The organism is Aeromonas sp. QDB30 (genome assembly GCF_027707645.1).
Lineage (GTDB): Bacteria > Pseudomonadota > Gammaproteobacteria > Enterobacterales > Aeromonadaceae > Aeromonas > Aeromonas caviae.
This window is the reverse complement of record NZ_JAPCIY010000025.1, coordinates 1-23,261: the sequence shown is the minus strand read 5'-3', so window position 1 is coordinate 23,261 and position 23,261 is coordinate 1. Positions and strand designations below refer to the sequence as shown.

General features: G+C 60.4%; 23 protein-coding genes. All 23 read left to right on the top strand.

Going from position 1 to position 23,261, the window contains the following annotated elements; all coding sequences use genetic code 11:
* The first annotated feature begins 74 nt into the window (after positions 1–74).
* The gene (locus PG896_RS09880) at positions 75–611 is read left to right on the top strand and encodes a terminase small subunit (RefSeq protein ID WP_041205565.1); all 537 of its coding nucleotides are present in this window, start codon (positions 75–77) and stop codon (positions 609–611) included.
* Complete coding sequence (locus PG896_RS09875) at positions 583–2,529, top strand: phage terminase large subunit family protein (RefSeq protein WP_041205566.1); 1,947 nt, start codon at positions 583–585, stop codon at positions 2,527–2,529. Before PG896_RS09880 ends, PG896_RS09875 begins: the two co-directional genes overlap by 29 nt.
* Positions 2,526–2,735: a hypothetical protein gene (locus PG896_RS09870; protein WP_041211165.1), complete on the top strand. Its 210-nt coding sequence runs from the start codon at positions 2,526–2,528 to the stop codon at positions 2,733–2,735. Before PG896_RS09875 ends, PG896_RS09870 begins: the two co-directional genes overlap by 4 nt.
* Entirely contained in the window at positions 2,732–4,294 is a 1,563-nt protein-coding gene (locus PG896_RS09865; protein WP_270835649.1) for a phage portal protein, read from the top strand. The genes PG896_RS09870 and PG896_RS09865 overlap by 4 nt, the downstream gene beginning before the upstream one ends.
* Positions 4,206–6,311, top strand: coding sequence for a ClpP-like prohead protease/major capsid protein fusion protein (locus tag PG896_RS09860; RefSeq protein WP_270835648.1), 2,106 nt, complete (start codon positions 4,206–4,208; stop codon positions 6,309–6,311). The genes PG896_RS09865 and PG896_RS09860 overlap by 89 nt, the downstream gene beginning before the upstream one ends.
* A 54-nt stretch (positions 6,312–6,365) precedes the next feature.
* Positions 6,366–6,683, top strand: a complete 318-nt coding sequence (locus PG896_RS09855; protein ID WP_270835647.1) for a DUF2190 family protein — start codon at positions 6,366–6,368, stop codon at positions 6,681–6,683.
* Positions 6,683–6,979, top strand: coding sequence for a hypothetical protein (locus PG896_RS09850; protein WP_270835646.1), 297 nt, complete (start codon positions 6,683–6,685; stop codon positions 6,977–6,979). The genes PG896_RS09855 and PG896_RS09850 overlap by 1 nt, the downstream gene beginning before the upstream one ends.
* A gap of 6 nt (positions 6,980–6,985) precedes the next feature.
* Positions 6,986–7,588 carry a phage tail protein gene (locus PG896_RS09845; protein WP_210538063.1) on the top strand — a complete coding sequence of 201 codons (603 nt, stop codon included), beginning with the start codon at positions 6,986–6,988 and terminating at the stop codon, positions 7,586–7,588.
* Between the two features lie 34 nt (positions 7,589–7,622).
* Positions 7,623–7,790, top strand: coding sequence for a hypothetical protein (locus PG896_RS09840; RefSeq protein ID WP_164980045.1), 168 nt, complete (start codon positions 7,623–7,625; stop codon positions 7,788–7,790).
* A gap of 32 nt (positions 7,791–7,822) precedes the next feature.
* Complete coding sequence (gpU, locus tag PG896_RS09835; protein ID WP_210538062.1) at positions 7,823–8,239, top strand: phage tail terminator protein; 417 nt, start codon at positions 7,823–7,825, stop codon at positions 8,237–8,239.
* On the top strand, positions 8,239–8,703 hold the full coding sequence (locus tag PG896_RS09830) for a phage tail tube protein (protein ID WP_201903007.1): 465 nt from the start codon (positions 8,239–8,241) through the stop codon (positions 8,701–8,703). The genes gpU and PG896_RS09830 overlap by 1 nt, the downstream gene beginning before the upstream one ends.
* Positions 8,700–9,119, top strand: coding sequence for a hypothetical protein (locus PG896_RS09825; protein ID WP_270835645.1), 420 nt, complete (start codon positions 8,700–8,702; stop codon positions 9,117–9,119). Before PG896_RS09830 ends, PG896_RS09825 begins: the two co-directional genes overlap by 4 nt.
* A gap of 20 nt (positions 9,120–9,139) precedes the next feature.
* Entirely contained in the window at positions 9,140–9,433 is a 294-nt protein-coding gene (locus tag PG896_RS09820; RefSeq protein WP_270835644.1) for a phage tail assembly protein T, read from the top strand.
* Positions 9,430–11,556 (top strand): hypothetical protein, encoded by a 2,127-nt coding sequence (locus tag PG896_RS09815; RefSeq protein WP_270835643.1) that lies wholly within the window; start codon positions 9,430–9,432, stop codon positions 11,554–11,556. The genes PG896_RS09820 and PG896_RS09815 overlap by 4 nt, the downstream gene beginning before the upstream one ends.
* Positions 11,556–12,158 carry a hypothetical protein gene (locus tag PG896_RS09810; RefSeq protein WP_210538058.1) on the top strand — a complete coding sequence of 201 codons (603 nt, stop codon included), beginning with the start codon at positions 11,556–11,558 and terminating at the stop codon, positions 12,156–12,158. Before PG896_RS09815 ends, PG896_RS09810 begins: the two co-directional genes overlap by 1 nt.
* Positions 12,155–12,739, top strand: a complete 585-nt coding sequence (locus tag PG896_RS09805) for a hypothetical protein (RefSeq protein ID WP_270835642.1) — start codon at positions 12,155–12,157, stop codon at positions 12,737–12,739. Before PG896_RS09810 ends, PG896_RS09805 begins: the two co-directional genes overlap by 4 nt.
* Before the next feature lie 2 nt (positions 12,740–12,741).
* On the top strand, positions 12,742–13,143 hold the full coding sequence (locus PG896_RS09800) for a DUF6950 family protein (protein ID WP_270835641.1): 402 nt from the start codon (positions 12,742–12,744) through the stop codon (positions 13,141–13,143).
* Positions 13,143–18,791: a phage tail tip protein J-related protein gene (locus tag PG896_RS09795; RefSeq protein WP_270835640.1), complete on the top strand. Its 5,649-nt coding sequence runs from the start codon at positions 13,143–13,145 to the stop codon at positions 18,789–18,791. Before PG896_RS09800 ends, PG896_RS09795 begins: the two co-directional genes overlap by 1 nt.
* A 66-nt stretch (positions 18,792–18,857) precedes the next feature.
* Positions 18,858–20,414 carry a hypothetical protein gene (locus PG896_RS09790; RefSeq protein WP_270835639.1) on the top strand — a complete coding sequence of 519 codons (1,557 nt, stop codon included), beginning with the start codon at positions 18,858–18,860 and terminating at the stop codon, positions 20,412–20,414.
* Between the two features lie 60 nt (positions 20,415–20,474).
* Complete coding sequence (gene avd, locus PG896_RS09785) at positions 20,475–20,819, top strand: diversity-generating retroelement protein Avd (protein WP_043162866.1); 345 nt, start codon at positions 20,475–20,477, stop codon at positions 20,817–20,819.
* A gap of 2 nt (positions 20,820–20,821) precedes the next feature.
* Entirely contained in the window at positions 20,822–22,108 is a 1,287-nt protein-coding gene (locus PG896_RS09780; protein ID WP_270835638.1) for a reverse transcriptase/maturase family protein, read from the top strand.
* Positions 22,105–22,386, top strand: coding sequence for a hypothetical protein (locus PG896_RS09775; protein WP_270835636.1), 282 nt, complete (start codon positions 22,105–22,107; stop codon positions 22,384–22,386). The genes PG896_RS09780 and PG896_RS09775 overlap by 4 nt, the downstream gene beginning before the upstream one ends.
* 442 nt (positions 22,387–22,828) lie before the next feature.
* Entirely contained in the window at positions 22,829–23,215 is a 387-nt protein-coding gene (locus PG896_RS09770) for an Arm DNA-binding domain-containing protein (RefSeq protein ID WP_270835635.1), read from the top strand.
* Positions 23,216–23,261 lie beyond the last annotated feature (46 nt).

Here is a 23,261-nt window from a genome sequence, read left to right as displayed (position 1 = left end):
CCCGGCCTTACGGGTCGGACGGGGCGCGGTTTTTCACTACATATGAAACCCCAAGAAGTGAGGTTGTTGTTTTCATGTCAGAGCCATCAGACAAGGATCGCCCTGCGCCTGGCTGGCTGAAAAAATCCGACATGGCTGCAAGCCTGGGGATCTCGGTGCAAGCCTTTGATAAGTGGGGAGTTAAGCCAGTAAAAAAGATCGGGCGCAACGTTTACTTTGATGTGCGCTCGGTTGTGGATAACCGGATCGAGAACGCGATCCAAAAACACCAACCAACGGATCCTCAAGACATGGATGAGGATCAACTGGACTTCCAACGGTGGAGGCTCACCAAGGAGCAGGCCGACAAGGCCGAGCGCGAGAACCGGATCGCTGAGCGCCATCAGGTGCCGACCGAGTTTGCAACGTTCGCTCTGACGCGCATCGCCGCAAAGGTCAGCAGTCTGCTCGACACCGTTCCACTCACTATGCGCCGCCGTTATCCCGAATTGCAGACCAAGCACATCGAGGGGCTCCAGCGCGAACTGGTCATAGCCAGCAACGAGGCGGCCTCCCTGGGTGATCTGCTGCCGGAGTTACTGGATGAATATATCGACAGCACAAGTAAGTAGCCTGGCGGCTGCCGTAAACCTTGGGCTGTCAGCCCTGCTCAGGCCGCCGGTGCAGACCGCCGCCGAGTGGATGGATGACCATTACTACCTGCCGGTGGAGTCCTCCTATCAGGAGGGCCGCTGGAAGTCGCTGCCGTTCCAGGTGGCCATCATCAACGCGATGGCCAATGACGACATTCGAGAGGTCAATTTCGTCAAGTCGGCGCGGGTTGGTTACACCAAGATGCTGCTCGGTGTGGCCGCTTACCTGTTGGAGCACAAGAAGCGCAACGGACTGATCTGGCATCCCACTGATGGTGATGCTGAAAAGTTCGTCAAAAAGCACGTTGACCCCATGATCCGTGATGTCCCCAGACTAAAGGCGCTCGCGCCCTGGTATGGGAAGAAGCACAAAGACAACACGCTGGAGCTCAAGCGATTCGCCAACGGGCGAGGGTTAGAGATCCGGGGTGGTAAAGCGGCGGCAAACTACCGAGAAGCCTCTCCCGACTTCGGTATCTATGACGAGCTGGCCGCCTTCGATGCTGACATCGATCACGAGGGTTCGCCCACGTTCCTCGGTGACAAGCGGATGGAGGGCTCGACCCACCCAAAATCAATCCGTGGCTCTACCCCCAAGATCGCGGGGCAGTGCCAGATAGAGCGGGCGGCCAGCGAATCGCAACACCTGATGCGTTATCACGTGAAGTGCCCACATTGCCATGCCGAGCAGTACCTCAAGTGGGGCGGCCCCGATGCCGAGTTCGGGATCAAGTGGGACGGTAACAACCACAACTCGGCGTTCTATCTGTGCGAGGCAAATGGCTGTGCCATTCGTCAGCATGAGATGGATTACGAGACGGTGGAACGCTGGATCTGTGAGCGAACCGGCATCTGGACGCGGGATTCCATCGACTGGTTCGACAGTGACGACCAGCCGATCCCGCCGCCCGAGTCGGTGACCTTCCATATCTGGACGGCCTACAGCCCGCTGACGACATGGGTGCGGATTGTCTCTGACTTCCTCAAAGCGAAGGATGACCAGGGCAAGCTAAAGACCTTCGTCAACACCACGCTGGGCGAGACCTGGGAAGAGGAGACCGGTGAGAAACTGGAGTGGGAGGCGCTTGCCGCCCGCCGCGAGGTATGGCCGCACCCCGTCCCTGATGGGGTGCTCTATATCACTGTCGGGGCTGATACCCAGGATGACCGTTTCGAGTTCGAGATCACCGGCTGGGGCGTGGGGGAGGAGCATTGGGTGATCGACTACCAGCGCCTGTACGGCAACCTCGGGCACACCGAGATCTGGGATCGACTGCACGAGCAGTTCTCGCGCCAGTTTATCAAGGCCAACGGTGAGGTGATGGATATCGGCCTGGTGCTGATTGACTCGGGTGGTCACTACACCGATGAGGTCTATCAGTTCTGTCGCCGCAACCCGCGCAAATATATCCCTATCAAGGGGGCCACGGTGATGGGCAAACCCATCATCACCTTCCCGCGCAAGAAGAACCGGCAGGGCGTTTACCTGTCGGAGGTCGGCACCGACACCGCCAAGGACGTGATCTACGCCCGCCTGGCCGATGTGCCTGCATCGCTATCCGGGCCGCTGCCTGGTTACCGGCACCACCCTGTCGCCGAGTGGGCAGATGAACACTATTTCAAGGGGCTGACCTGTGAGCGAAAGCGGCTGGAGTTTATCAAGGGCCGCCGCGTCTATCGCTGGGTTAACCCATCCGGCGCCCGCAACGAGCCCACTGACTGCGCGGGTTACTCACTGGCCGCCGTGCGCCTTGGCGTCCAGCACAAAGGCTGGCGCCTGGTCGCCCGGCATCAGCCAACCACTATCAACCACGCCGAGCCGGTATCCCGCCCGCAGCCAAGACCCACGGCAGCAGGCAACAGCTGGCTCGGCACAAACTCAGGAGGCTGGCTGTGAAGCTGAGCGATATCGACAGCATGATCGAGCTGTACCTGCAGGCCGAGCGCGATGTGCTGGCCGGCAAGCAGGTAACGTTCCAGGGCCGCACTGTGACCTCTGAAAACCTCAACGAACTCCGCTCTGGTCGGCGGGAGTGGGAGCAGCGCCGCGCCAGCGTGGCCAACCCTGCCCGTCAGCCCTATGCCGCCGCGAGGTTTACATGAGAGCCATAGATAAGTTGGTCGGGTTTATCTCCCCCGGCTGGGCAGCCAACCGGATGCGCGACCGCTTGCGAATGATGGCCTACGAGGCGGCAATGCCGTCTAGAACCCATCAGGCCAAGCGGGAACGGCGTGGCGCCAACGTGGCCACCCAGCAATCGGCGATCAGCTTGCGCGAGCAGGCCAGAGCCCTGGACGAAAACCATGACATTGTGATCGGCCTTCTCGACAAGATGGAGGAGCGGATTGTCGGCGGCAAAGGCATCCAGATCGAGCCGCAGCCCCGCTCGGTCGATGGACAGTTGCTGGATGACCTCGCCAAGGATATCCGCCGCCGCTGGGCTGCCTGGTCACTCAAACCGGAAACCACCGGCACCTACACCCGTCCCGCCATGGAGCGGCTGGTCTGCCGCACCTGGTTGCGCGATGGAGAGGTGTTTGGCCGCCGCCTGCTCGGCACCATCAAGGGCTATCAGCATCACTCGGATACACCCTTTTCGGTGGAGGTGCTGGAGCCTGACTTTGTGCCGTTCGAGATGAACAGCGTGGCGGATGGCGTCAGGCAGGGGATCAAGCTCGATGCCTGGCGCCGTCCGAAATCCTACTTTGTGATGTTCGATCACCCCGGCGAAATGCAGGGCTATCGCTACCGCACCAAGGAGGTTGAAGCCAGCGAGATGTATCACCTGGCCCTGCGCAAGCGGATCCATCAGCTGCGCGGCGTTACGCTGCTGCACGGTGTCATCACTCGCCTCGCTGACCTCAAGTCGGTGGAAGAGGCCGAGCGCGTAGCCGCCCGGATCAGCGCCTCGCTCGCCTTCTTCATCAAGAAGGAACACCCGGAGGGATACCAGGCGCCGCCAGATGGTTCACCCGCGCAAGCGCAGCGAATGATCGACATCACGCCGGGCATGACCTTTGACGACCTGCGCCCCGGCGAGGATGTCGGGGTTATCCAGTCCAACCGGCCAAACACCGCTCTGAACGTCTGGCGATCGGGTCAGCTGCGCTCATCCTGTGCTGGCACCCGCAGCCAGTATTCGAGCGTGGCCCGCGACTATGACGGCACCTATTCCGCCCAGCGCCAGGAGCTGGTTGAGGGGTGGGAAGGCTTTGCCGTGCTGCAGGATGAGTTTGTGGCCAACTGGTCGCGCCCTGTTTTTCGGGATTGGCTGCGAGCCGAAATCCTGCGCAGCAAAGACCCGCTCGAGTTGCCTCCCGAGCTGGATATGAAAACCCTGTTCGATGCCATCTATCTGGCCCCTGTCATGCCCTGGATTGACCCGGAGCGCGAGGCCAACGGCTGGAAAGCTGTGATTCGTGGTAGTGCTGGCACGGTGACTGAGTGGATCCGGGCTCGCAACAGGAACCCTGACGAGGTGCGGGACCAGCGTCTTTCCGAACTGGAATGGGAGAAGCAAAACAACGTCATCACCGATTCCAACCCAGCCAATGATCCAGGAGCACAACCCAGTGAAAAAGCACCACCTGACGGCGGCGGTCCTGACCGCGCTGATGCCAGCGCGAGCGGAGGCCGCCAGCGACCAACCCGCCGCCGATAACCAGAGCCCCCGCAGCTGGTACACCATCAACGCCCTGGCCGCCTCAGAGCCCACGGTAGAGATCTACATCTATGACGTGATCGGCTACTGGGGTGTGTCGGCTCAACAATTCATCTCGGACTGCAAGGCCGCCGGGGTGTTTAGTGCCAAGCAAATCAATCTGCACATTCACAGCCCCGGCGGTGATGTGATGGACGGGTTTGCCATCTACAACACCCTGGCCCGCCTCACCTGCAAGATCGACATCTGGAACGATGGCCTGGCGGCCAGTATGGCCTCGGTCATTCTCTGCCTGCCCAATGCCACCGTGCATATGCCGAGCAATGCCTGGGTGATGATCCACAAGCCGTGGTCTGGCGCAGTCGGCAATGCGGACGACTTGCGAGATCTGGCCGATTGGCTGGATCGCAACGAGGCGCTGCTGCTCAACGCCTACGAGAATAAAACCGGCAAGCCCCGCGAGGAGCTGGCCGCGCTACTGTCGGCAGATACCTGGCTCGATGGCCTGCAGGCCAAAGAGATGGGGTTTGTCGATGTCCTGGAAGAGCCGATCTCGGCTGCCGCCTACGTGAACGAGAACAAGATGAAAGACTTTAACAACATTCCTACCCAGGCCCGAACCCTGTTCGGCGCCAAAGCGAACGCTGGCACAGCTGCTCCTGTACCGGCCAATCCCACCACGACCGCCGTTTTGCCTGGCCAACCCCAGCAGCCCGCTGGTGATGATGCTGTCGCTGCCTTCAAGCGACAGGAGCAGGCTCGCCGCAATGACATTCAGGATCTGTTTGCGCTGACCGGCGGCCGCTTCCCTGAGCTGATGGCCGAGTGCCTGGCTGATATGGATGTTTCCGCCGCAGCCGCTAAAGAGAAAATCAAGGCCGCGCTGGGCACCGGCGCCAGTGAAACCGGCCCGCTGGGTTCCACCGTGCATATCCACGCTGGCAACGGCAACCTGATCGGCGACTCTGTTCGCGCCTCCCTGATGGCCCGCTGTGGTCATGCAGAGAAAGAGCGTGACAACCGCTATGACGGTTTCAGCTTGCGCGAGCTGGCGCGGGCATCACTGGAAGGTCGCGGGGTATCCACCTCCGGCATGAGCCCGATGAACTATGTCGGCATGGCCTTCACCCACACCAGTTCCGACTTTGGCAAGATCCTGATGGATGTATCCAACAAGTCAGTGCTGGAAGGTTGGGAATCCGCCAACGAGACTTTCGAGAAGTGGACGCGCAAGGGCACCTTGTCCGACTTCAAGGTGGCACAGCGTGTCGGCTTGGGTGATATCGCCAGCCTGCGCAAAGTGCGAGAGGGTGCTGAGTACAAGCACATCACCCTGAACGACACCGGCGCCACCATCCAGCTGGCGACCTATGGCGAGCTGTTCTGCATCACCCGCCAGGCGATCATCAACGATGACCTCGACCTGCTGACCCGCATCCCGAAACTGATGGGTGCGGCGGCGCGTGGCACCATCGCAGATCTGGTCTATGCCGTGTTGACCAAGAACATCAAGATGCCGGACAACAAGGCGTTGTTCCACGCCGATCACCACAACATGCTGAGCGGTGCAGACTCTGCCATGAGCATCAAGGCACTCTCTGCTGCCAAGGCGCTGATGCGCAGCCAGAAGGCGGCCGCAGAAGGTGGTAATGGTCGCGCTCTCAACATCCGCCCGGGCTTTGTTCTGGTGCCGATTGAGCTGGAAGATACCGCGCTACAGCTGATCAACAGCACCTCCGTCCCAGGAGCCGATGCCAACTCCGGCATCAGCAACCCGCTCAAGGGCTTTGCCGAGGTGATCGGTGAGCCGCGCCTCTCCGATAGCGATGTGGCCCAGTGGTTCCTGGCTGCGCAGGGTGGCGACACGGTTGAGGTTGCCTATCTGGACGGCATGGATGCGCCATGGATTGAGCAGCAGGAAGGCTTCACCGTTGACGGCGTGACCACCAAGGTTCGCATCGATGCGGGGGTTTCTGCCCTCGACCATCGCGGCCTGGTCAAGGCTGCCGGCAAGTAATCGGAACGGCCCGCCCACGGCGGGCCATCTTTTGGCAAACAACAGGAACACAACATGGCAAAGAATTTCGTTTGTACCGGCTCCCAGCTGGCGTTTGTCGCCCCGACCGGTGGTGTGGTTGCCGGCAAGCCTATCAAGATGGGCGCTCTGACGGTTGTCCCGCTGGAGACAGCCGCTGCCGGAGCCGAGTTTACCGGCGCCCTGTCCGGTGTCTGGTCTCTCCCATGCGACACTACGCTGACCACGGTTGGTGCTGCCGTCAAATGGGATGGTGACAAGCTGGTCGCGGACACCACCAAGGACGCGGACGACTTCGGCAAGCTGGTCAGTAGCGGCGCCAGCGGTTACGCCGACGCGCTGATCGTCCAGTAATGGTGACCGGCTCCCGTTGGCAGCGGGCTGTCAGTCGCCTCAATGTGGCCGTTGATCAGGCCATGGGGATCCCTGCCGTTGTCGCCGGGCAGCCGCTGACCGTGATCTATGACGAACAGCCAGATGCGTTTGCCCAGGTGGCGACAGTGCTGCGCGAGCTCGCGGTGAGCTGCCCGCCGCCAGGGGTGCGTTTCCGTAACGGTGACAAGGTAGAGGTGCCAAGCCTTGGCCTGGTTACTACCGTCAGAGAGGTCCCCTATATGAGAGCAGGTCAGCTGATCATTCCCATCAAGTGAGGCGGTATGGCCATCCAGAAAGACCTTGAAAAAGCCGTTGATAATCTTACTGCCATACATGCCAAGGTTGTTCCAAAGGCTAGTGCGCAAGCCGTTAACCGGATCAGTGTTCGTGCATCAGGTAGGGCAATAAGGATGACGGCAAAGGACGAGAGAGTGAAGGTTCCGGCCAAGTTGCTAAGGCCACGAGTGAAGATATTCAAGGCCACCCCACAGTCACCTAACTCAGTGATCAGGGTTCGCCGCCGCCCAATCCCCATGATCAAGCTCGGCCCTGCTCAGCAGAGGCTGACAAGGCGTGGGGGGACTTATCAGGCTGGCGACATGCAGGTTGGCCGCCATCGCGTATCCGGTGGTTTTGTTGCTGATGGTTCAAAGGGGTTCGGTGAGTATCGCCGCGGCGGTAAGTATTCTGACACGAAACTCAGGAGCTGGCAGATCCTGCGCCGTGTCGGCAAGGGGCGTCACGCCCTGGAAGTGATGCGGATCCCGCTGGTCACCCCGATCACCGAGCACTACGAGCGCGAGGCAAAAGCAGCGATGAGCCGTGACATGCCCCGCGAAATGCAGCAGGCGCTGCTGCGTCAGCTTCAACTGGCGATTAAATGAGGCTAGGATCCTGATCTCAACAGAAGGAGAGAGCATGATCATCCTGAAAATCGCCGTGGCCCTGCTGATGCTGGCGCTGATCGCGGCGGGCACCTATCAGGGCGGCTGGCTTGGCTTTGCCATCACGGTCGGCATGACGCTGGTACTCAACGGCATGTTCAACCGATGGGATGCCAGGCGGCAAACCTCAACCACCAAATAACCCGCTTCGGCGGGTTTTTTATTGGACTCACTATGACCAAACGAACCCTTATCCGGCAGGCGCTGGCCCATAAGGTTGTCGAACTGCTTGGCCGCAATCCTAGCCCATCCCCTGGGGTGGTTTTTGCCAACCGGCCATTCTCGATTGACCAGGAAGATCTGCCGGTGGCCTTCTGCTACCTGATGGAGGGCGCCCCCTCCGAGTATGCGCTTGACATGCCAGGCGACAGCGCCCAGCTGATGGTGTCGCTCTATGTGATGGAGAGCAACCAGGCCGATGCCGAGCTCGATGTGCTGGCAGAGAATCTCGACCCACTGGCCGGCGCCAACCTGAACGGCCTGCTTAATGAGGGGCTGGAGCTGGCCAACTGGAGCTATGGCCTGGACGAACAGGGCACCGGGCTGTCCAGCCTGACCCTGACCTTTAACGCAAGTTGGAGTGATAACTGATGACCGATACCAATAAAACCGTCAAGGGCGCTGGCACCGAGCTCTATATGGCCAAAGTGCCGGGGCCGACCAAGCCTAGCATCGCCACCGCTGATTCAGTGGTGCGGCTGGCGGATATCAAAGAGCTGACCCCACCGGATATGTCGGTCGAGACAACTGAAGAGAATTATCTCGATGCGGCCAACCCGGACTGGAAAGAGAAAACCCCTGGCCAGAAAGATGCGGGTCAGCTGGGCTTCACCCTGGCATGGAAACCGGATGACGCGGCCCAGAAAACCCTGGTCACTGAATTGGGCGGAGAACTGCGCTGGTTCCTGATCAAGTACCCGAACGGCAAGGTGGATGGCTTCTACGGCTTTATCTCCAGCATCGGCAAGCCTATCGCTATCAAGGAGACCATCACCCGCACCGTGAAGGTGGATCTCTCCGGCAAGCCGTCTCTGGCCGAAGAGGATGCGGCATGAGTGCCCTGGTTGCCCGCCGCACGCTGACACTCACCAGCAAGGTTGGCTCTGAAAAGGTCGAGCTGCAGCAGCTAAACGGCCTGCAGCTGTTTGACTATCAGGCGGCCCTGCTCTCCGTTGACTGGCCGGAGGTGGACGAGCAAGCCAGTCAGCGCGCACAGCAGAAAACCCTGCTGGCCATTCACCGCATCACCTACGAGCTGAATCTGCTGCTGGCCGCGATGGGGCTGCACCACAAGCACCCAGAGCTCGATATCGAGCAGATGAAAGCCTGGGTGCTGGCCCATTACCCAGACTCGGCCCATGTGCTGCGCATGGCGATGGCAGTCAAGGAGATCAGCGGGCTGGCCAGCCTCGCCAAAGCGGATGCCGAAGATGCGGAAAAGCCGGAGCCGGTTGACCCAAAAAAAGGTTAGAGGGGGAGCGCCAGCGGGTCATGATGATGGCCCGCCAGTGTCGCCGCCTGGACTGGCGGCGGATGCTGAGCGAGATCAGCAGCACCGAGTATATCGAGTGGTGCGGCCACTTCGCCGAATACCCGTTCGATTACCGGCTCGGCCAGTATAAAATGGGGCAGATCTGCTACACCAACCTGCTGCCGCACCTTGGCGCCGAGAACTGCCCAGCCCCCTCTGATTTTTACTACAACCGCCCTGAACGACCAGAGCAGAGCTGTGACGATGTGGCTGCGCTCGCCGCCACTATCCCCGGTGTGGAGTCTTTTACATGACGACTGATGTCGCTGATCTAAGAGTGCTGCTCAGTGCTGACCCAAGCAAGCTGAATGCGGATGTTCGCTCAGCTATCGGGGTACTGAAAAGCTACGCGCAAGATGCAAAAAACGCCGAGGATGCCACGTTTGGTTTTGGTCGTTCATTCAACGATACCGCCGATCTGTTATCTGAAAAATCTGTCGCTATCGTGCAGGGATTCAGTGTGGTGCAAGGTGCCGTACTCGGTCTGACTGGTACGGCTGTGGGTCTTGCTGCCTCGGTTAGCTCGCTGGCTCAGCAGGGCCGAGAGATGGAGCAGATGGCCCTGAAAGCTGGCGTGTCTGTGGAGGTGATGCAGGAGCTGACATACGCGACAGAGCAATACAACGTTAGCGGCGATCAGCTGTCAGACATGCTCAAAGACGTACAGGATAAGCTCGGCGACTTCTCGGCTACTGGCGGCGGCGAGTTCAAGGACTGGATGGATAACATAGCCCCAAAAGTCGGGTTAACCATCGAGAAACTACAACAAATGGCTGGCCCGGATGCGCTTGTTGCAATTCAAAATGCGATGGATGCAACAAATGTTTCCGCCGCCGAGCAAGTTTTTTATCTGGAGTCGATTGCCAACGATGTCTCTGTTTTGCAGCCGCTCCTGCAGAACCATGGGGCAGAGCTACAGAGGTTAACCAGCCACTATAGAAGCCTAAATGTGGCGCTGTCAGAGACCGATATCAGCCAGCTAAAAGAGCTGGATCAGAAGCTAAAGGACATCAGCCTGCGCCTGCAGAGCTCGTTTGCCCAGGGGGTGCTCGGTGCTTCCGAGCAAATCGACTGGCTAACCGAAAAGCTCGGCTATGCCGTGAGCTACTGGGGAACCCTGTTTGATAGTTGGGCGGATAACCCCCGCACAATAGACGGCATGAGTCGCCGCCTCGGCAACCTGCGCGAGGAGCTTAAAGATCTGGACGACCAGATCAAAGAGACCTCCAGGCAAAAGGAGTTCGGCGGGGTTGGCCTGCTCGATGCCATTCTTGGCGACACGGCAGGCCGCTCAGCCTTGCCTGAGCTCCAGCAACGCCGCGCCGAGATTGAGGCCGAGATCGGCCGCATTCAGGATGCATATGGTAAGAAGCGGTTTGGAATTGGTGAGCAGCCGGAGTACCAGCCGCCCGAGCCGGTCAGCTCCCGCGATACCAGCTCTGATACCCAGAAGCTGTTGGATCAGGGGGAGAAGCGGCTCGCCACCCTCGATATGCAGTACGCCAACGAGCTCGAAAAGTTGCGGCTGGCCCATGAGGATCGGCTGACCGAGATCGACAAACTGCAACTGAGTGAGGCCGAGCTGCGGCGCCGCGGCTATGAGAGCCTGAGTGAGCTGCGAGAGGAGTACCGCCAGAAGGAGGCGGATCACTTCGCCGAGCAGCAAGCTGACTACATGGCCAAGCGTGAAGAGGCGATGGCCAAGGAGCTGGAGGCGGATCAGCGCAAGCAGGATCAGCTTGCCGAGCAGGAGCGTCAGCGGATTGAGAAGCAGAAGAACCTGCAGCAGCAAGCCGCCCGCGACATGCTCAGCTTTACCAGCCAGACCATCGGTCTGACCACCGACATGCTGTCACAGTCAGGCAAGGAGCAAACCGGGGTAATGAAGGCGCTGCTGGCCGCCCAGAAGCTGATGGCGATCCCATCCATCATTATCGCCGGTCAGCAAGCAGCCGCCGGTGCTGAGGCGTTTGCCGCCATGACCGGCGGCCTGATAGGCGCTGCAGCTGCTCGCGCCATGATAGAAGCTCAGACGGCGATATCCATTGGTTTGGTTGTAGGCACCTCGATTGCCGGTATGGCCCACTCAGGGATTGAGGAGATCCCGAGCGAGGGCACCTGGCTGCTCGACAAGGGTGAGCGGGTTTACACCAACAAATCAGCCCAGCGCATCGACCAGATGTATGACCAGCTGATGAGTGGCGGCGGTGGCGCTGCTGCCGCTGGTGCTGTGTTCGAGCAGCACCTGCACTTTAGTTCCGATATGACCGACGATGACCGCAATGCGGTTATAACCTCCGCCGCAAAGCAGGGATACCAGATGATGATTGAGGACTTTGGCAGTTATGGCAAGGGTCGAAAAATGTTGGGGGTTTAATGGAAACTTACGACTGGCCAGCCGAGTTCCGGGTGCGCGAGAACACCCTGGCGCTGCAAACCAACCACCGCATATTTGAAAACCCTTGGGGCGGTAGCGAACAGGTCGCCAGCACCCCTGGCAGCAAATGGCTGATGGAGCTGACCATGGGCCGGATGGAGGGAGACGTTGCTCGCCGCTTTGAGGCGTTTATCGCCCAGCTGGACGGCCCATCCAGCCGGGTGCGGATGTGGGACTTTGCCCATCCGATCCAGCCGGTGCATGGCGCCCCCATCGTCAGTGAGGGGCTGACCATGCGCACCAGCTTTACCAGCCGTGGCTGGACACCATCCACCCTGGTGCTGCGCCGTGGCGACTGGATCCAGATCGGTGACGAGCTAAAGCGGGTGGTGGCGGATGTGCAATCCGATCTCTCCGGCGCTGCCACGGTGCGTGTTGCGCCGATGCTGCGCAACAACTATCCCAGCGGAACCCCTCTGATGGTTGCCCGCCCGATGGGGGTGTTTCGCCTGGATGGTGCTGGGGCTGGCAAGTCCCGCCGGTTGAACGCCAGGGTGCGTGACCTTGGCACCATCAAGTTTGTGGAGAGCTTCTATCCATGATTGTCGGCCTTGATCCCGATGTGATGGCCGCCCTTAACCAGCCCCATGTGTCAGCGCTCTATGCGCTCAAGCTGGATCTGGTGAGCGGCATCAGCCGCATTCACTCCGGTCTCGGTGAGCTGGTGATCGGCGGCGAGACCTATTACGGCGTGGGCTCGATGGGGGCAGTCAGCGCTCAGAAAGAGCAGCTGTCTACCTCGCCAACCAAGCTCAATGTCAGCCTCTCCGGGCTCGATGACAGTATGCTGGCCGAGGTGATGCGCGAGCGCATCGTTGACCGGATGGCCTGGCTCTATCTGGTGGTGATCGGCCCCGCCGAGGTGCCGCTCAAAGCCTGCCTGCAATTCAAGGGACGCATCGCCCAGACCCCCATCAAAGCGGGCAAGACCAACACCATTCAGCTCACCATCTCCAATATCTTCGAGGATTGGCAGAAGGGGCTGAATATGCGCAACACCGACGAGAGTCACCGACGGTTGTACCCCAATGACCGTTTCTTCCGATACCAGAACGAGATGGCAGACCGCTCTATCTACTTTGGTAGCAAAAAAGACGCCCCCGGCTTTGTTTATAAGGACTGACCATGCGCCATCCAGATTGGCAAATCCGCATCATCAAGACCATTCAGGCCGCCAGTGAGCGGCCTTTTTGTTGGGGTGAAAATGATTGCTGTCTGTTTGTGGCGGATGTCTGTCGGGCGGCCTGTGACAAAGACCCTGCCGCCGCCTATCGCGGGCGCTATAGCACCGAGATCGGAGCCAAGCGGGTGCTCGCCAAAACCCATGGCGATATCCCATCCGCCCTCGATGCGCTGTTTGCGCGGATCCCGGTGGCGATGGCCCAGCGCGGTGATGCCCTGGTTTTTGACGGCCCGCAGGGCCAGACCGCCGCCGTGATGTGGGCCGGTCAGGTATGGGCCATGACCGAGCAGGGTGCCCGCCCCATTCCTGACGCTGTTCCCCTGTTTGCCTGGAGAGTCGAGTAATGCCCGCCGCCGCTATCCCCGTTATCGCAGGTATCGCAGCCGGTGCCGGATCTGCCCTGGTTGTATCCACCGCCACGGCCATCGCCATCGGCTCGGCAGTGATGAGCGCCACCATGATGCTCACCATGAAAAAGCCCAGCCTCGGTGACTACACCAGCGCCAGCGAACGCAGCCAGGTATTGCGGGCCGCTGCCAGTGACAAGAGCTGCGTCTATGGTCGGGTGATCTCCTCCGGCTTGATGAGCTTTGCCGCCGAGGAACCCGGCGAGCAGGACGAAGGCGAATGGCTGCACCTTGCCCTGGTACTGTCTGGCACCAAGCTGACCCGCATTGGTGATATCTGGCTCGGTGATGACGTGATCGGCACCTATGGCGATCTGGTCAGTTGGGAGCTCCATATAGATCGCCAGACGGCAGACCCGTACCTGCTTGATAAGTGCGCCGACTGGAAGTCTGACATGATCGGCCAGGGGATTACCTGGTTACGCCTATCGCTCAAGTTTGACGCCGAGAAGTTCCCCGCCGGTCTGCCCAATATCAAGATCGAGAAGTTCGGCAAGGAGGTCTGGGATCCCCGCGATAACAAGTGGAAATGGAGCGACAACAGCGCCCTGGTGATCCTCGATTACTACCGCAGCTGGCTAGGGGTGCCAGATGACGAGATCCGCATGGACGAGTTTATCGTTGCCGCCAATATCTGTGACGAGATAGTAACGGTCGCCGATGGCAAGGTGGAGCCGCGCTATACCACCAACGTGGAGTTCGACCTGACCGAGCCCCGCGCCAAGGTGCTGGAAGCCCTGCACATGGCATGCTGTGGCCAGCCGACCTATATCGGCGGCCAATTCGGTATTCTGGCCGGTGCCTACTATGGCCCCGCCAGTGACGAGCTGCGCCCCTATCAGCTGATAGGGGATCTGGAGCTGCTGCCAGAGCCATCGAGCAGCGACAAAATCAACCAGGTGGCAGGCACCTTCGTTGACCCGATCACCTTTAAAAAAACCGACTTCCCGGCGGTTATCGTGCCGCAGTGGGTGGAAGAGGATGGCGGCCAGCCGCTGCTGGAAGATCTCGATCTGCGCTGTGTTACCAGCGAACACCAGGCCCAGCGTATCGCCAATATCATCCTGCGTCAGCGCCGCGCTGCCAGCACTGTGACTTGCTCGGTTAACCTCTCTGGCTGGCGCTATCGCCCCGGCCAGACCATCCGGTTTTATCTACCGGCCATGGGCATCAATGGCACAGAGTATCGCGTCACAGATTGGTCATTCAGCCTGGATGGTGGGGTGGATCTCACCCTGCGCGAGGATTCGCCCGATTTTTGGGCCGATGCCATCGGCAAACCGATGGAAAGACCGACAATAACCGAGCTGCCAACCGGTGGCGTGGCCATGCCGGATCAGCTGCGCTATGACGTGGAGACGGTAGGCGAGGTGGTGCAAGGGGTGCTCAGCTGGCGCAACAGCGGCACAGTCAATTACAACCAGGTGATCGTGCAGCGCATCGAGCCAGGCAAAGCGCCGGTCACTGTGCTGACCGCCCAGGTGCCTGGGCAATCTTGCCGGGTGAATGGCCTGGCGGCCGGAAACTACGTGGGCCAAGTCCGCGCCATCGCCATGACCGGCGCCCCGTCGCCGGTTGCGTCGGTCAATTTCACCATCCAGGTGCCCGCTATCCCCGTGGGGGTCGAGGTTGAGGCAGGCAACTGGTCCCTGGCCTTCCGCCCGGTGTTCACCGGTGGCCAGTCCTACGGCACCCTCTGCGAATGGTGGTGGAGCAAAGTGCAGCTGCCCCTGGCCGAGGTGCAGACCAAGGCCACCAATGCAGGCGTGGGTGCGTTCATGACGTTTCAAGGGTTGCAGCCAGACACCACCTATTACGTGTGGTTGCGGGCCGTCAACGCCTACGGCAAATCTGGTCTGTTTGCGGCCAGCGGGAAAACCTCCTACGACGCCGCCTCCATTCTCGACATCTTGGATGGGGAGATCGGTGGCGAACACCTGCGCGAGGAGCTGCGCAAGCCCATCGAGCAGATCAAGGACATCGTTGACCAGGCGATCCCTGACATCGTGGGGCAGCTGGAGCAAGTCGAACGGGAGTTTACCGACCTGAGCGAGACGGTCGCGCCGATTGCCGAGCGAGTGCCGGTGATCGATCGGGAGTTGACTGGGCTGGGGTCTGCCCTGGCCGCGCTCGATGAGCGGGCGACACAGACCGAAAGCCTGCTGCGCGACGAGCAAGACAGCCTGGGACAGATGGGGATCGGCGCAGTCCTGCAGCAAGACAAGCTGCACGGCAAGATTGACCGTGTACAGAGTGAAATGGGCGATCTTCGCGATGCCATTTTCACGGTTAATCCGGGCACCGGCCAGATCGAGATGGACGCTGTGCGGGCGTTGCGCGACGAGACCCAGGCCAGTTTTACCGAGGTCAACCAGAAACTGGACGCCGCCACCGGCACCTTGGCCACCAAGGCCGATCATGCAGTGGTGGATGCCCAGGGCGAACGGCTGACCGAGGCCGAGCAGGTGCTGGATGGCATCAATGCCAAGATCACCCAGACGGTCACCAAATCGGAGTTCACCAGCGAACAGCAGCGCCTGACCGAGGTCAGCAGCTCCCTGGATGCCGCCCTGGGGCAGATCCAGCAGAAGGCCGCCCAGTCCACCGTGACCGAGCAGGGCGAACGGCTCGCGGCGGCAGAGCAACGGATCACCGTCAACAGCGATGCCCAGTCGGCCCTAGCCGAGCGAGTGTCGGGCCTCAAGGCCGAGCTGGAGGGGGGCGACCAGACCCTGCTGGCCAACATCACCGAAGTGGCGCGGGTCAGCACCGAGGCTGACCAGGTGCTGGCTGAGCGGGTCAGCGGGGTCGAGGTGCGTACCGACACCGCCGAGGGCGCGATCCGGGCGCTGGAGCAGATTGTCGAGAATGACGGCGGGATCACCGCTGGCCGCTTTGACGAGATCACCGCCACCCTGGACCTGACGGCCAAGGCTGCTGACCAAGCCGCCGAGGCCGCCATTGCCAACGCCCTCGCGGGCGATAAGGGGGAGCAGCGTCACCGCCAGGCCGAGGCATCCATTCGCCGTGACCAGCAGGTGCAGCTTGATCTTCATCAGGCCCTGGCGAGCGAGGTCACCGATCTCAGTGCCAAGTTCGAAGGAGAGAAGGCCGCCACCACTGCCCGTCTGACCGAGGTTCGGGAGGTGATCGCCGGGGTGGAGCAGTCCACCGCCCGGGAGTTAAGCCAGCTCAAGACCGACTACCAGGCAGCAGACAGCAAGGCCGCCGCCGCCTTGGAGGAGAGCAAGCGCACCCTGAGCGCCGCCGATGAGGCCATGGCCGAACGGGTAACCCAACTGCAGGCCACCCTGGAGGGGGATGATCAGACGCTCAACGCCGCTATCCTGGAAACCCAGCGCACCCTGGCGCAGGGGGATCAGGCGCTCGCCGAGCAAATCGGCCAGCTCAAGACAGCCAGCGGCGATCAAGCCGCCCAGCTCACCAGCCTGGGCAAGGTGGTCACCGATGGTCAGCAGGCCACCGGCGAGGCCTTGCAACAGCTCACCACCAAGACCGACAAGACCCAATCCGATGTGGGCACCTTGTCTGAGGCCGTGGCAGAGCAGGGCAAGGCGCTGGCCGCTCGCCAGGATGACCTGTCAGCAGAAGTCGATCTGACCGCCCTGGCCAGCATCGGCAACACCTTGGCAGATGATCAGGACGAGGACCGGGCTCGCAAGGCCCGCGCCACGATCACTCGTCGTCAGGATACCCAGGCAGATGAACACCAGGCACTGGCCCGCGAGGTGACCCAGTTCCGGGCCGAGTTTGAGGGGGAGCAGGCGGCAACGTCCGCCGCGCTCACCGGGGTGAGGGAGGTGATCGCCGGGGTGGAGCAGTCCACCGCCCGGGAGATCAGCCAGCTTAAGACCGACTACCAGGCGGCAGACAGCAAGACCGCCGCCGCCCTGGAGAAAAGCAACCGCACCCTGAGCGCCGCCGACCAGGCCATGGCCGAGCGGGTCACGCAACTGCAGGCCACCCTGGAGGGGGACGACCAGACCCTCAACGCGGCGATCCTGGAAACCCAGCGCACCCAGGCGGCGGGGGACAAGGCGCTGGCTGACAAGGTGACCCAGTTGCAGGCCAAGGTGACCGAGGGCGACAAGACCCTCAATGCGGCCATCCAGCAGACCCAGCAGGCCCAGGTGGCGGGTGACAGCGCCCTGGCCGAGCAGCTGACCCAGCTACAAGGTCAGGTGGTAGCGGGCGACAAGGTGCTCGATGCGGCCATCAAGCAAGCCCAGCAGGCCCAGGTGTCCGGTGACAGCGCCCTGGCCGAGCAACTGACCCAGTTGCAGGCCAAGGTGGTGGCCGATGACAAGGTGCTCGATTCGGCCATCAAGAAGAACCAGCAGGCCCAGGTGACGGGTGACAGTGCGCTGGCTACCCGCATGGACAAACTGCAGGCCACCCTGGAGGGGGACGATCAGACCCTCAACGCGGCGATCCTGGAAACCCAGCGCACCCAGGCGGCGGGGGACAAGGCGCTGTCTGACCAGGTGACCCAGTTGCAGGCCAAGGTGACCGAGGGCGACAAGACCCTCAATGCGGCCATCCAGCAGACCCAGCAGGCCCAGGTGGCGGGAGACAAGGCCAACGCCGAGGCCATCACCAAGGTGCAGGCCAACCTCAACAACACCAACGCCGCCGTCCAGAGCGGCGCCACCGCGACGGCCAACCTGCGCGGGGAGGTCGAGGCAGGCTGGTACACCAAGGCGAAGATCAACGGCGAGGGCGGCGGCTTTGGGCTGTCCGTCAAATTGAACGCGGACGGCACCACGCTGACCTCCTTTGTCGTGGATACCGATGTGTTTGCCGTGATGTCGCGGGCAGCGGGCGCCGCCAGTAAACGCCACCCGTTCATCATTAAAAACGGCACTGTGTTCATGAACCACGCCATGATGGACACGGCAGAGATCGGCAACGTGATCGCCAAGTACATCAAGGTCACCGACATCGACGCGGCCACCATCGTGAACAGCGACTTCAAGGGCGGCAATGCCGGCTTTGGTCGGGGCGGCCCCTATAGTGGCTGGGGCGAGGGGTGGCACACCATCATCTATGCCGATGGCACTATCCGCACCAACAAGCTGTACGCGGCCGCCGGCTCGTTTACCGGCGAGGTGAATGCCAACAGCGGCACGTTTAACAACGTGGTGATGCGAGAGAACTGCCAGATCCTGGGAAAACTGAGCGTTAACCAGATTGAAGGCGATGTGACGCGGGTCTATGCCCTGGAGTCCTACATCACCAGCGACCGGGTTTCGTTTACCATCCCGGCGTTTTCCCGTACCCGAAACCTGGTGATCTCTGGCATAGAAATTTATGCTCGAGGTAGTACCCAGGGAGGGGGCGGAGACCACGCTGACAAGGAGATCACAAACTCAGCATCTTGCTCAATCACTGTTAATGGCTCTACCACCTCGGATTCGGTGTCTGCAACCGGGTCAGGTAATTTCACAAGCACAGTGTGTGGCCGAACGGTGGTGATCCCGCCCAACCAGGTCACCTCCGTTACCATCGCTTTCACGGGCGGTTATCGAGTGCGCGGCTCGGTCGCCATGGTGTTCACTCAGTAATAGGCGGAAAATCGCCACCACAACAACCCGGCCCTGTGCCGGGTTTTCTTTTCAAGGAACTTTGCAATGGCAGGACTTTGGCAGCGCACCGGCAACGTGACGGTGACGAATGGCAGCAAGACCATCACCGGTTTTGGCACCAAGTGGAAAACCGGCACCCTCCCTATCCAGAAGGGCCACACCTTCTATGGCCCAGACAATGCCGCCTATGAAGTGGATACGGTGGTCAGCGATGAAAGCATCCTGCTGGTTGATGCCTATCGCGGCGGCACTCTGGCTAACCAGGCGTACCGGATCGACATCACCCGCACCTCGACCATCAGCCAGTTTGCCGCCGACCTGGCCTCCCTGGTCGGCAAGTACCGCACCTGGTTTGACGGCATGATGACCTGGCTGACCGGTTCGGGGGATGTGTCCATTCTCAACCCGGACACCGGCGCCAACACCACCATCCCCAGTTGGAAGAAAGTCGCCAGCGAGGGGGAGGGGCAGACGGCCCGCGCCAAGGTCGAAGCCGACCGGGCAAAGACCGAAGCGGATCGCGCCGCTGCGGCCGCCAATGCCACGGCCGAAGCCGGGACCGGCTCGCTGATGCGCGTGGGCGGCCCCGCAATCCTTGACTCGGAGCGTTACTCTCTGGAGCGGGCAACCGGCGGCAGCCAGACCATCATTCGCGACAGCGCTGGCAACGCCAATGCTATGTTCGTGCTGCCGCGCTTCAGCTACGCCGACCTGGGCATGACTGCCGATATGGGCACTGGCGATGTGACGGCGTTCGATTTTGGCAGCGGCAGCATCAAGAGCGAGATATTCATCGGCGCCTATCTTGCGTCCGGCTCCGGCGCTGTCAGCGCGCCGCGGCAAGATCCCCGCACCTGGCTCGATCACACCGCCGCCCGCAACGCCTGTAGTGCAAAAGGCGCAGGCTGGCATCTGATGACAGCGCACGAATGGGCGGCAATCGCCCTATGGTGCATGGCCAACGGCTACGAGCCAATTGGCAATACCAACTGGGGGCGCAGTCACGCCCAGACTTGGATGGTAGGCGATCGGGCCGACAATAGGGCGCCGGGTGATACAGCCGGCACGGGGCGAACCCAGACCGGCTCGATGGGCGTCGAGGCAACGCACAACAAATCACCGGCCGGCATCGCCGATCTGGTGGGAAACGTATGGGAGTGGCAGGACGGATTCCTGCTGCAAGACGGCTGCTTTAAGCTGTCCTCCCACAATACGCAGGCCGAGGCGAGCTGGACGTTTGTCGGTGCCTATCTCGACGCCAGCACCCCAACTGGCGGCGTCACAATCCTGTCAAACAAGATCATCAATCGGCTCGGCACTGTCGGCGACAATGCGAACGCTGGCAACTCAGCCGGCGTAGATTGGCGCTCAATGACAAAGTCGGGCGGCTACGTCAGCAATCTGGCGATGAAGCGGCTGCTGCTGGAGCCAGCCAATGCATTGCCACAGGGCACCCTTTATATGCGTAACTTCGGCGAGCGGCTCCCGTGTCGTGGCGGCGATTGGAACAACGGGGCCAGCGCTGGCCTGGCTGCGCTCATTCTGAGCTATTCACGCGCGTACACGACCACGAGCGTTGGGTTTCGCCCCGCCTTTGCTTGAGCCCTGAGCCTTGAGTTTTGATGGCGTCGCGATAGCGGCGCTTATGTAAATAGGATTGATATGGATAAACAGCCTCTTGTTATTGAGCAGCGGATCCGCGACATGATGCAGTATGGGCACATCGCCCTGCGCCAGTTTCCGAAGTCAGAGAAGCATGTGTTGGCGGCCGAGATCAGGACCAGCATGTTGACGCTATTGCGCCTCGTCATTACGGCGGCGAAGCGCTATCACAAGAAGACCACGCTCACCGATCTCGATGTCGAACTGGCGGTGTTGCAAAACCAGATCAGGCTGGCCAAAGACCTGACCTATCTACCCATCAACAAATATCAGCACTGGAGCGGTCTCAATCTCGAGATCGGCAGGATGATCGGCGGCTGGCTCAAATACGAGCGAGCCGCCTAATCATGGGCTCCGACATCATGCGACTCCCGTATCGTGGCGGCAATTGGAACAACGGGGCCAACGCTGGCCTGGCTGCGCTCAATCTGAACAATTCACGCGCGAACACGAACACGAACATTGGGTTTCGCCCCGCCTTTGGCAGCAGCCAGAAGGCAACACCTCACGGGGCGTTGTCCAGTGCATTATCAAAGGGATGTCGATGCCTCGGCTATCGCCGAAAAACTGAACAGGCGGCACCGGTGCGCCGGTCCGCCGACTTTAAGGCCCTCATGTACGACCAAATCATATCGTTTGACAATCTGCACCAGGCTGCCCTGCGCTGCCTGTGCGGAAAACGCACCTCGCCCGCCTCCCTGCGCTACATGCAGCGCCTGGAAGAGCACCTGCACGACACCCACAATCATCTGCTGCACGACAGCTATCAGCCCGGCGGATACGAGGAGTTTTATGTTTTTGAGCCGAAACAGCGCCTGATCTCGGCACCCCGCTTCGTGGATCGAGTTGTCCACCGGGCGATCATGAATGTACTGGAGCCAGCGCTTGACCCGCGCTTTATATTCGATAGCTACGCCTGCCGCAAAGGCAAGGGGGTACATGCCGGGGCAAACAGGGCACAGCGCTGGATGCGGGCGATCAGGCAAGCTCACGGCCCACTATTCTGCCTGAAGGCGGACATCAGCAAGTATTTCGCCAGCATCGATCACGCCCGCCTCAAGGCGATCTTGCGCCGCCACATCCACTGCGATCGCACGCTCAGGCTGCTCGATGCCATTATCGACTCGAGCCCAGGGCGGCCGGGTGTCGGGATCCCGCTCGGCAACCTGACAAGTCAGCTGTTTGCCAATCTCTATCTCAACGAGTTGGATCGCTACGCAAAGCACGATCTCGGCATCCGGTACTACATCCGCTACATGGATGATTTTGTGGTGTTGCATCACGACAAGGCGCAGCTGCAGACGTGGCGGGCGCGCATCGAGCAGTTCCTGTGGAGTGCGCTGCGCCTGACCACTAACAGCAAGACCCAGATATTCCCGGTTGGGCCGGATAACGGCAGGGCGCTCGACTTCCTCGGCTACCGCATCTACCCCACCCACCGCCTGTTGCGCAAAAACAGCATCAAGCGCATCCGCTACAAGCTGCGCCGCTTCAAACGGGCGATAGCGGCAGGCAGGCTAACGGCAGGCGACTGCCGACCATGCATCCAATCGTGGTGTGCGCACGCCGCGCATGCAAACACCTGGCGGCTGCGCTGCAGCCTGTTTAACATTTCGAGCGGGGCAAATAGATGAGCTACTTATACGACGGCGAAACGCACGACAACTACGATCCGGCCTTTATGGCGGAGCTGGGCATGAGTGAGGAGGTCATAGCCTCCGTGCTCGCCCAGCACAACTATGAGCTGACAGAGGGGCAACTGGCGCGCCGCCAGCGCGCCTACGTGGCGGAGTCCGACCCCTTGTTCCTGGAGTGGCAGTACGACAAAACGCCGGAGGCCGAGCAGGCATGGCGCGACAAGGTGGCGGAGATCAAGCTGCGCTACCCGGTGGCCCGTGGGGCGGAAGAGTGATCGTCCGTCTCGAGCCCATCACGGCGAGCGTGGTCGCCGTGCTGCTGGGCTGGGCGCAAAAAATCGATCCAGTTAGTGATGGAGGTTTAACTTAGTGCAGGGTCGCTCACAGAGCCTGAATAGCTCACAGACAAAAACGGTACCAAATCTGGTACAGAATATGATGCGGAGGGAATTAGTTAATTAATTTCAATTAATTAATTATTGGTCTCATAATCGTGGAAATAGAAGGTAGGATTTGTCTGCTGGTTCATTTCGTGGTTCTGAATTGTGTCTATATGCTTGAAAAACAAGTCGTTATACGGAGTGTTATCTCAGATTGTCTCACTTTGTCCGATCTTGATTCAGTCCGTTTCAGACCAGTTTGGTACATATCTGTGTACACGTTAGGACGCGTTAATGTGTCAGTGAAAAATCAGATGACCAGTCACAGGAGAGTCATATGCCACTTACTGATACGAAGCTACGGGCCCTCTATGGTAAGCCCTACTTTGGCAAGACGGAATTGTCAGACCGTGATGGATTGTCAGCTCGGGTCACCGAGCGAGGCACCATCTCGTGGCAATATCGCTATCGCTGGCAAGGAAAAGCGGCGAGACTCAAAATTGGACGCTATCCCGACCTTAAACTCGCTGATGCCAGGGCGTTGATCCCTGCAATCCGTGGTGCACTTGAGCGTAATGAACATCCCAGAGTTTTCTGGGATAAGCTCCACCAGAAGCATGATGTCACACTTAAACAGTGCTGCGAGCATTTTCGTGAACACCATCTGCCCAAGCTGCGGCCTCGTACGGTCATCAGGGCTGACGCATCAGTGTTTATACTTTGAACAACCCCATACATTCGAACAAATATTGTTCATTCAGACAGCAGAG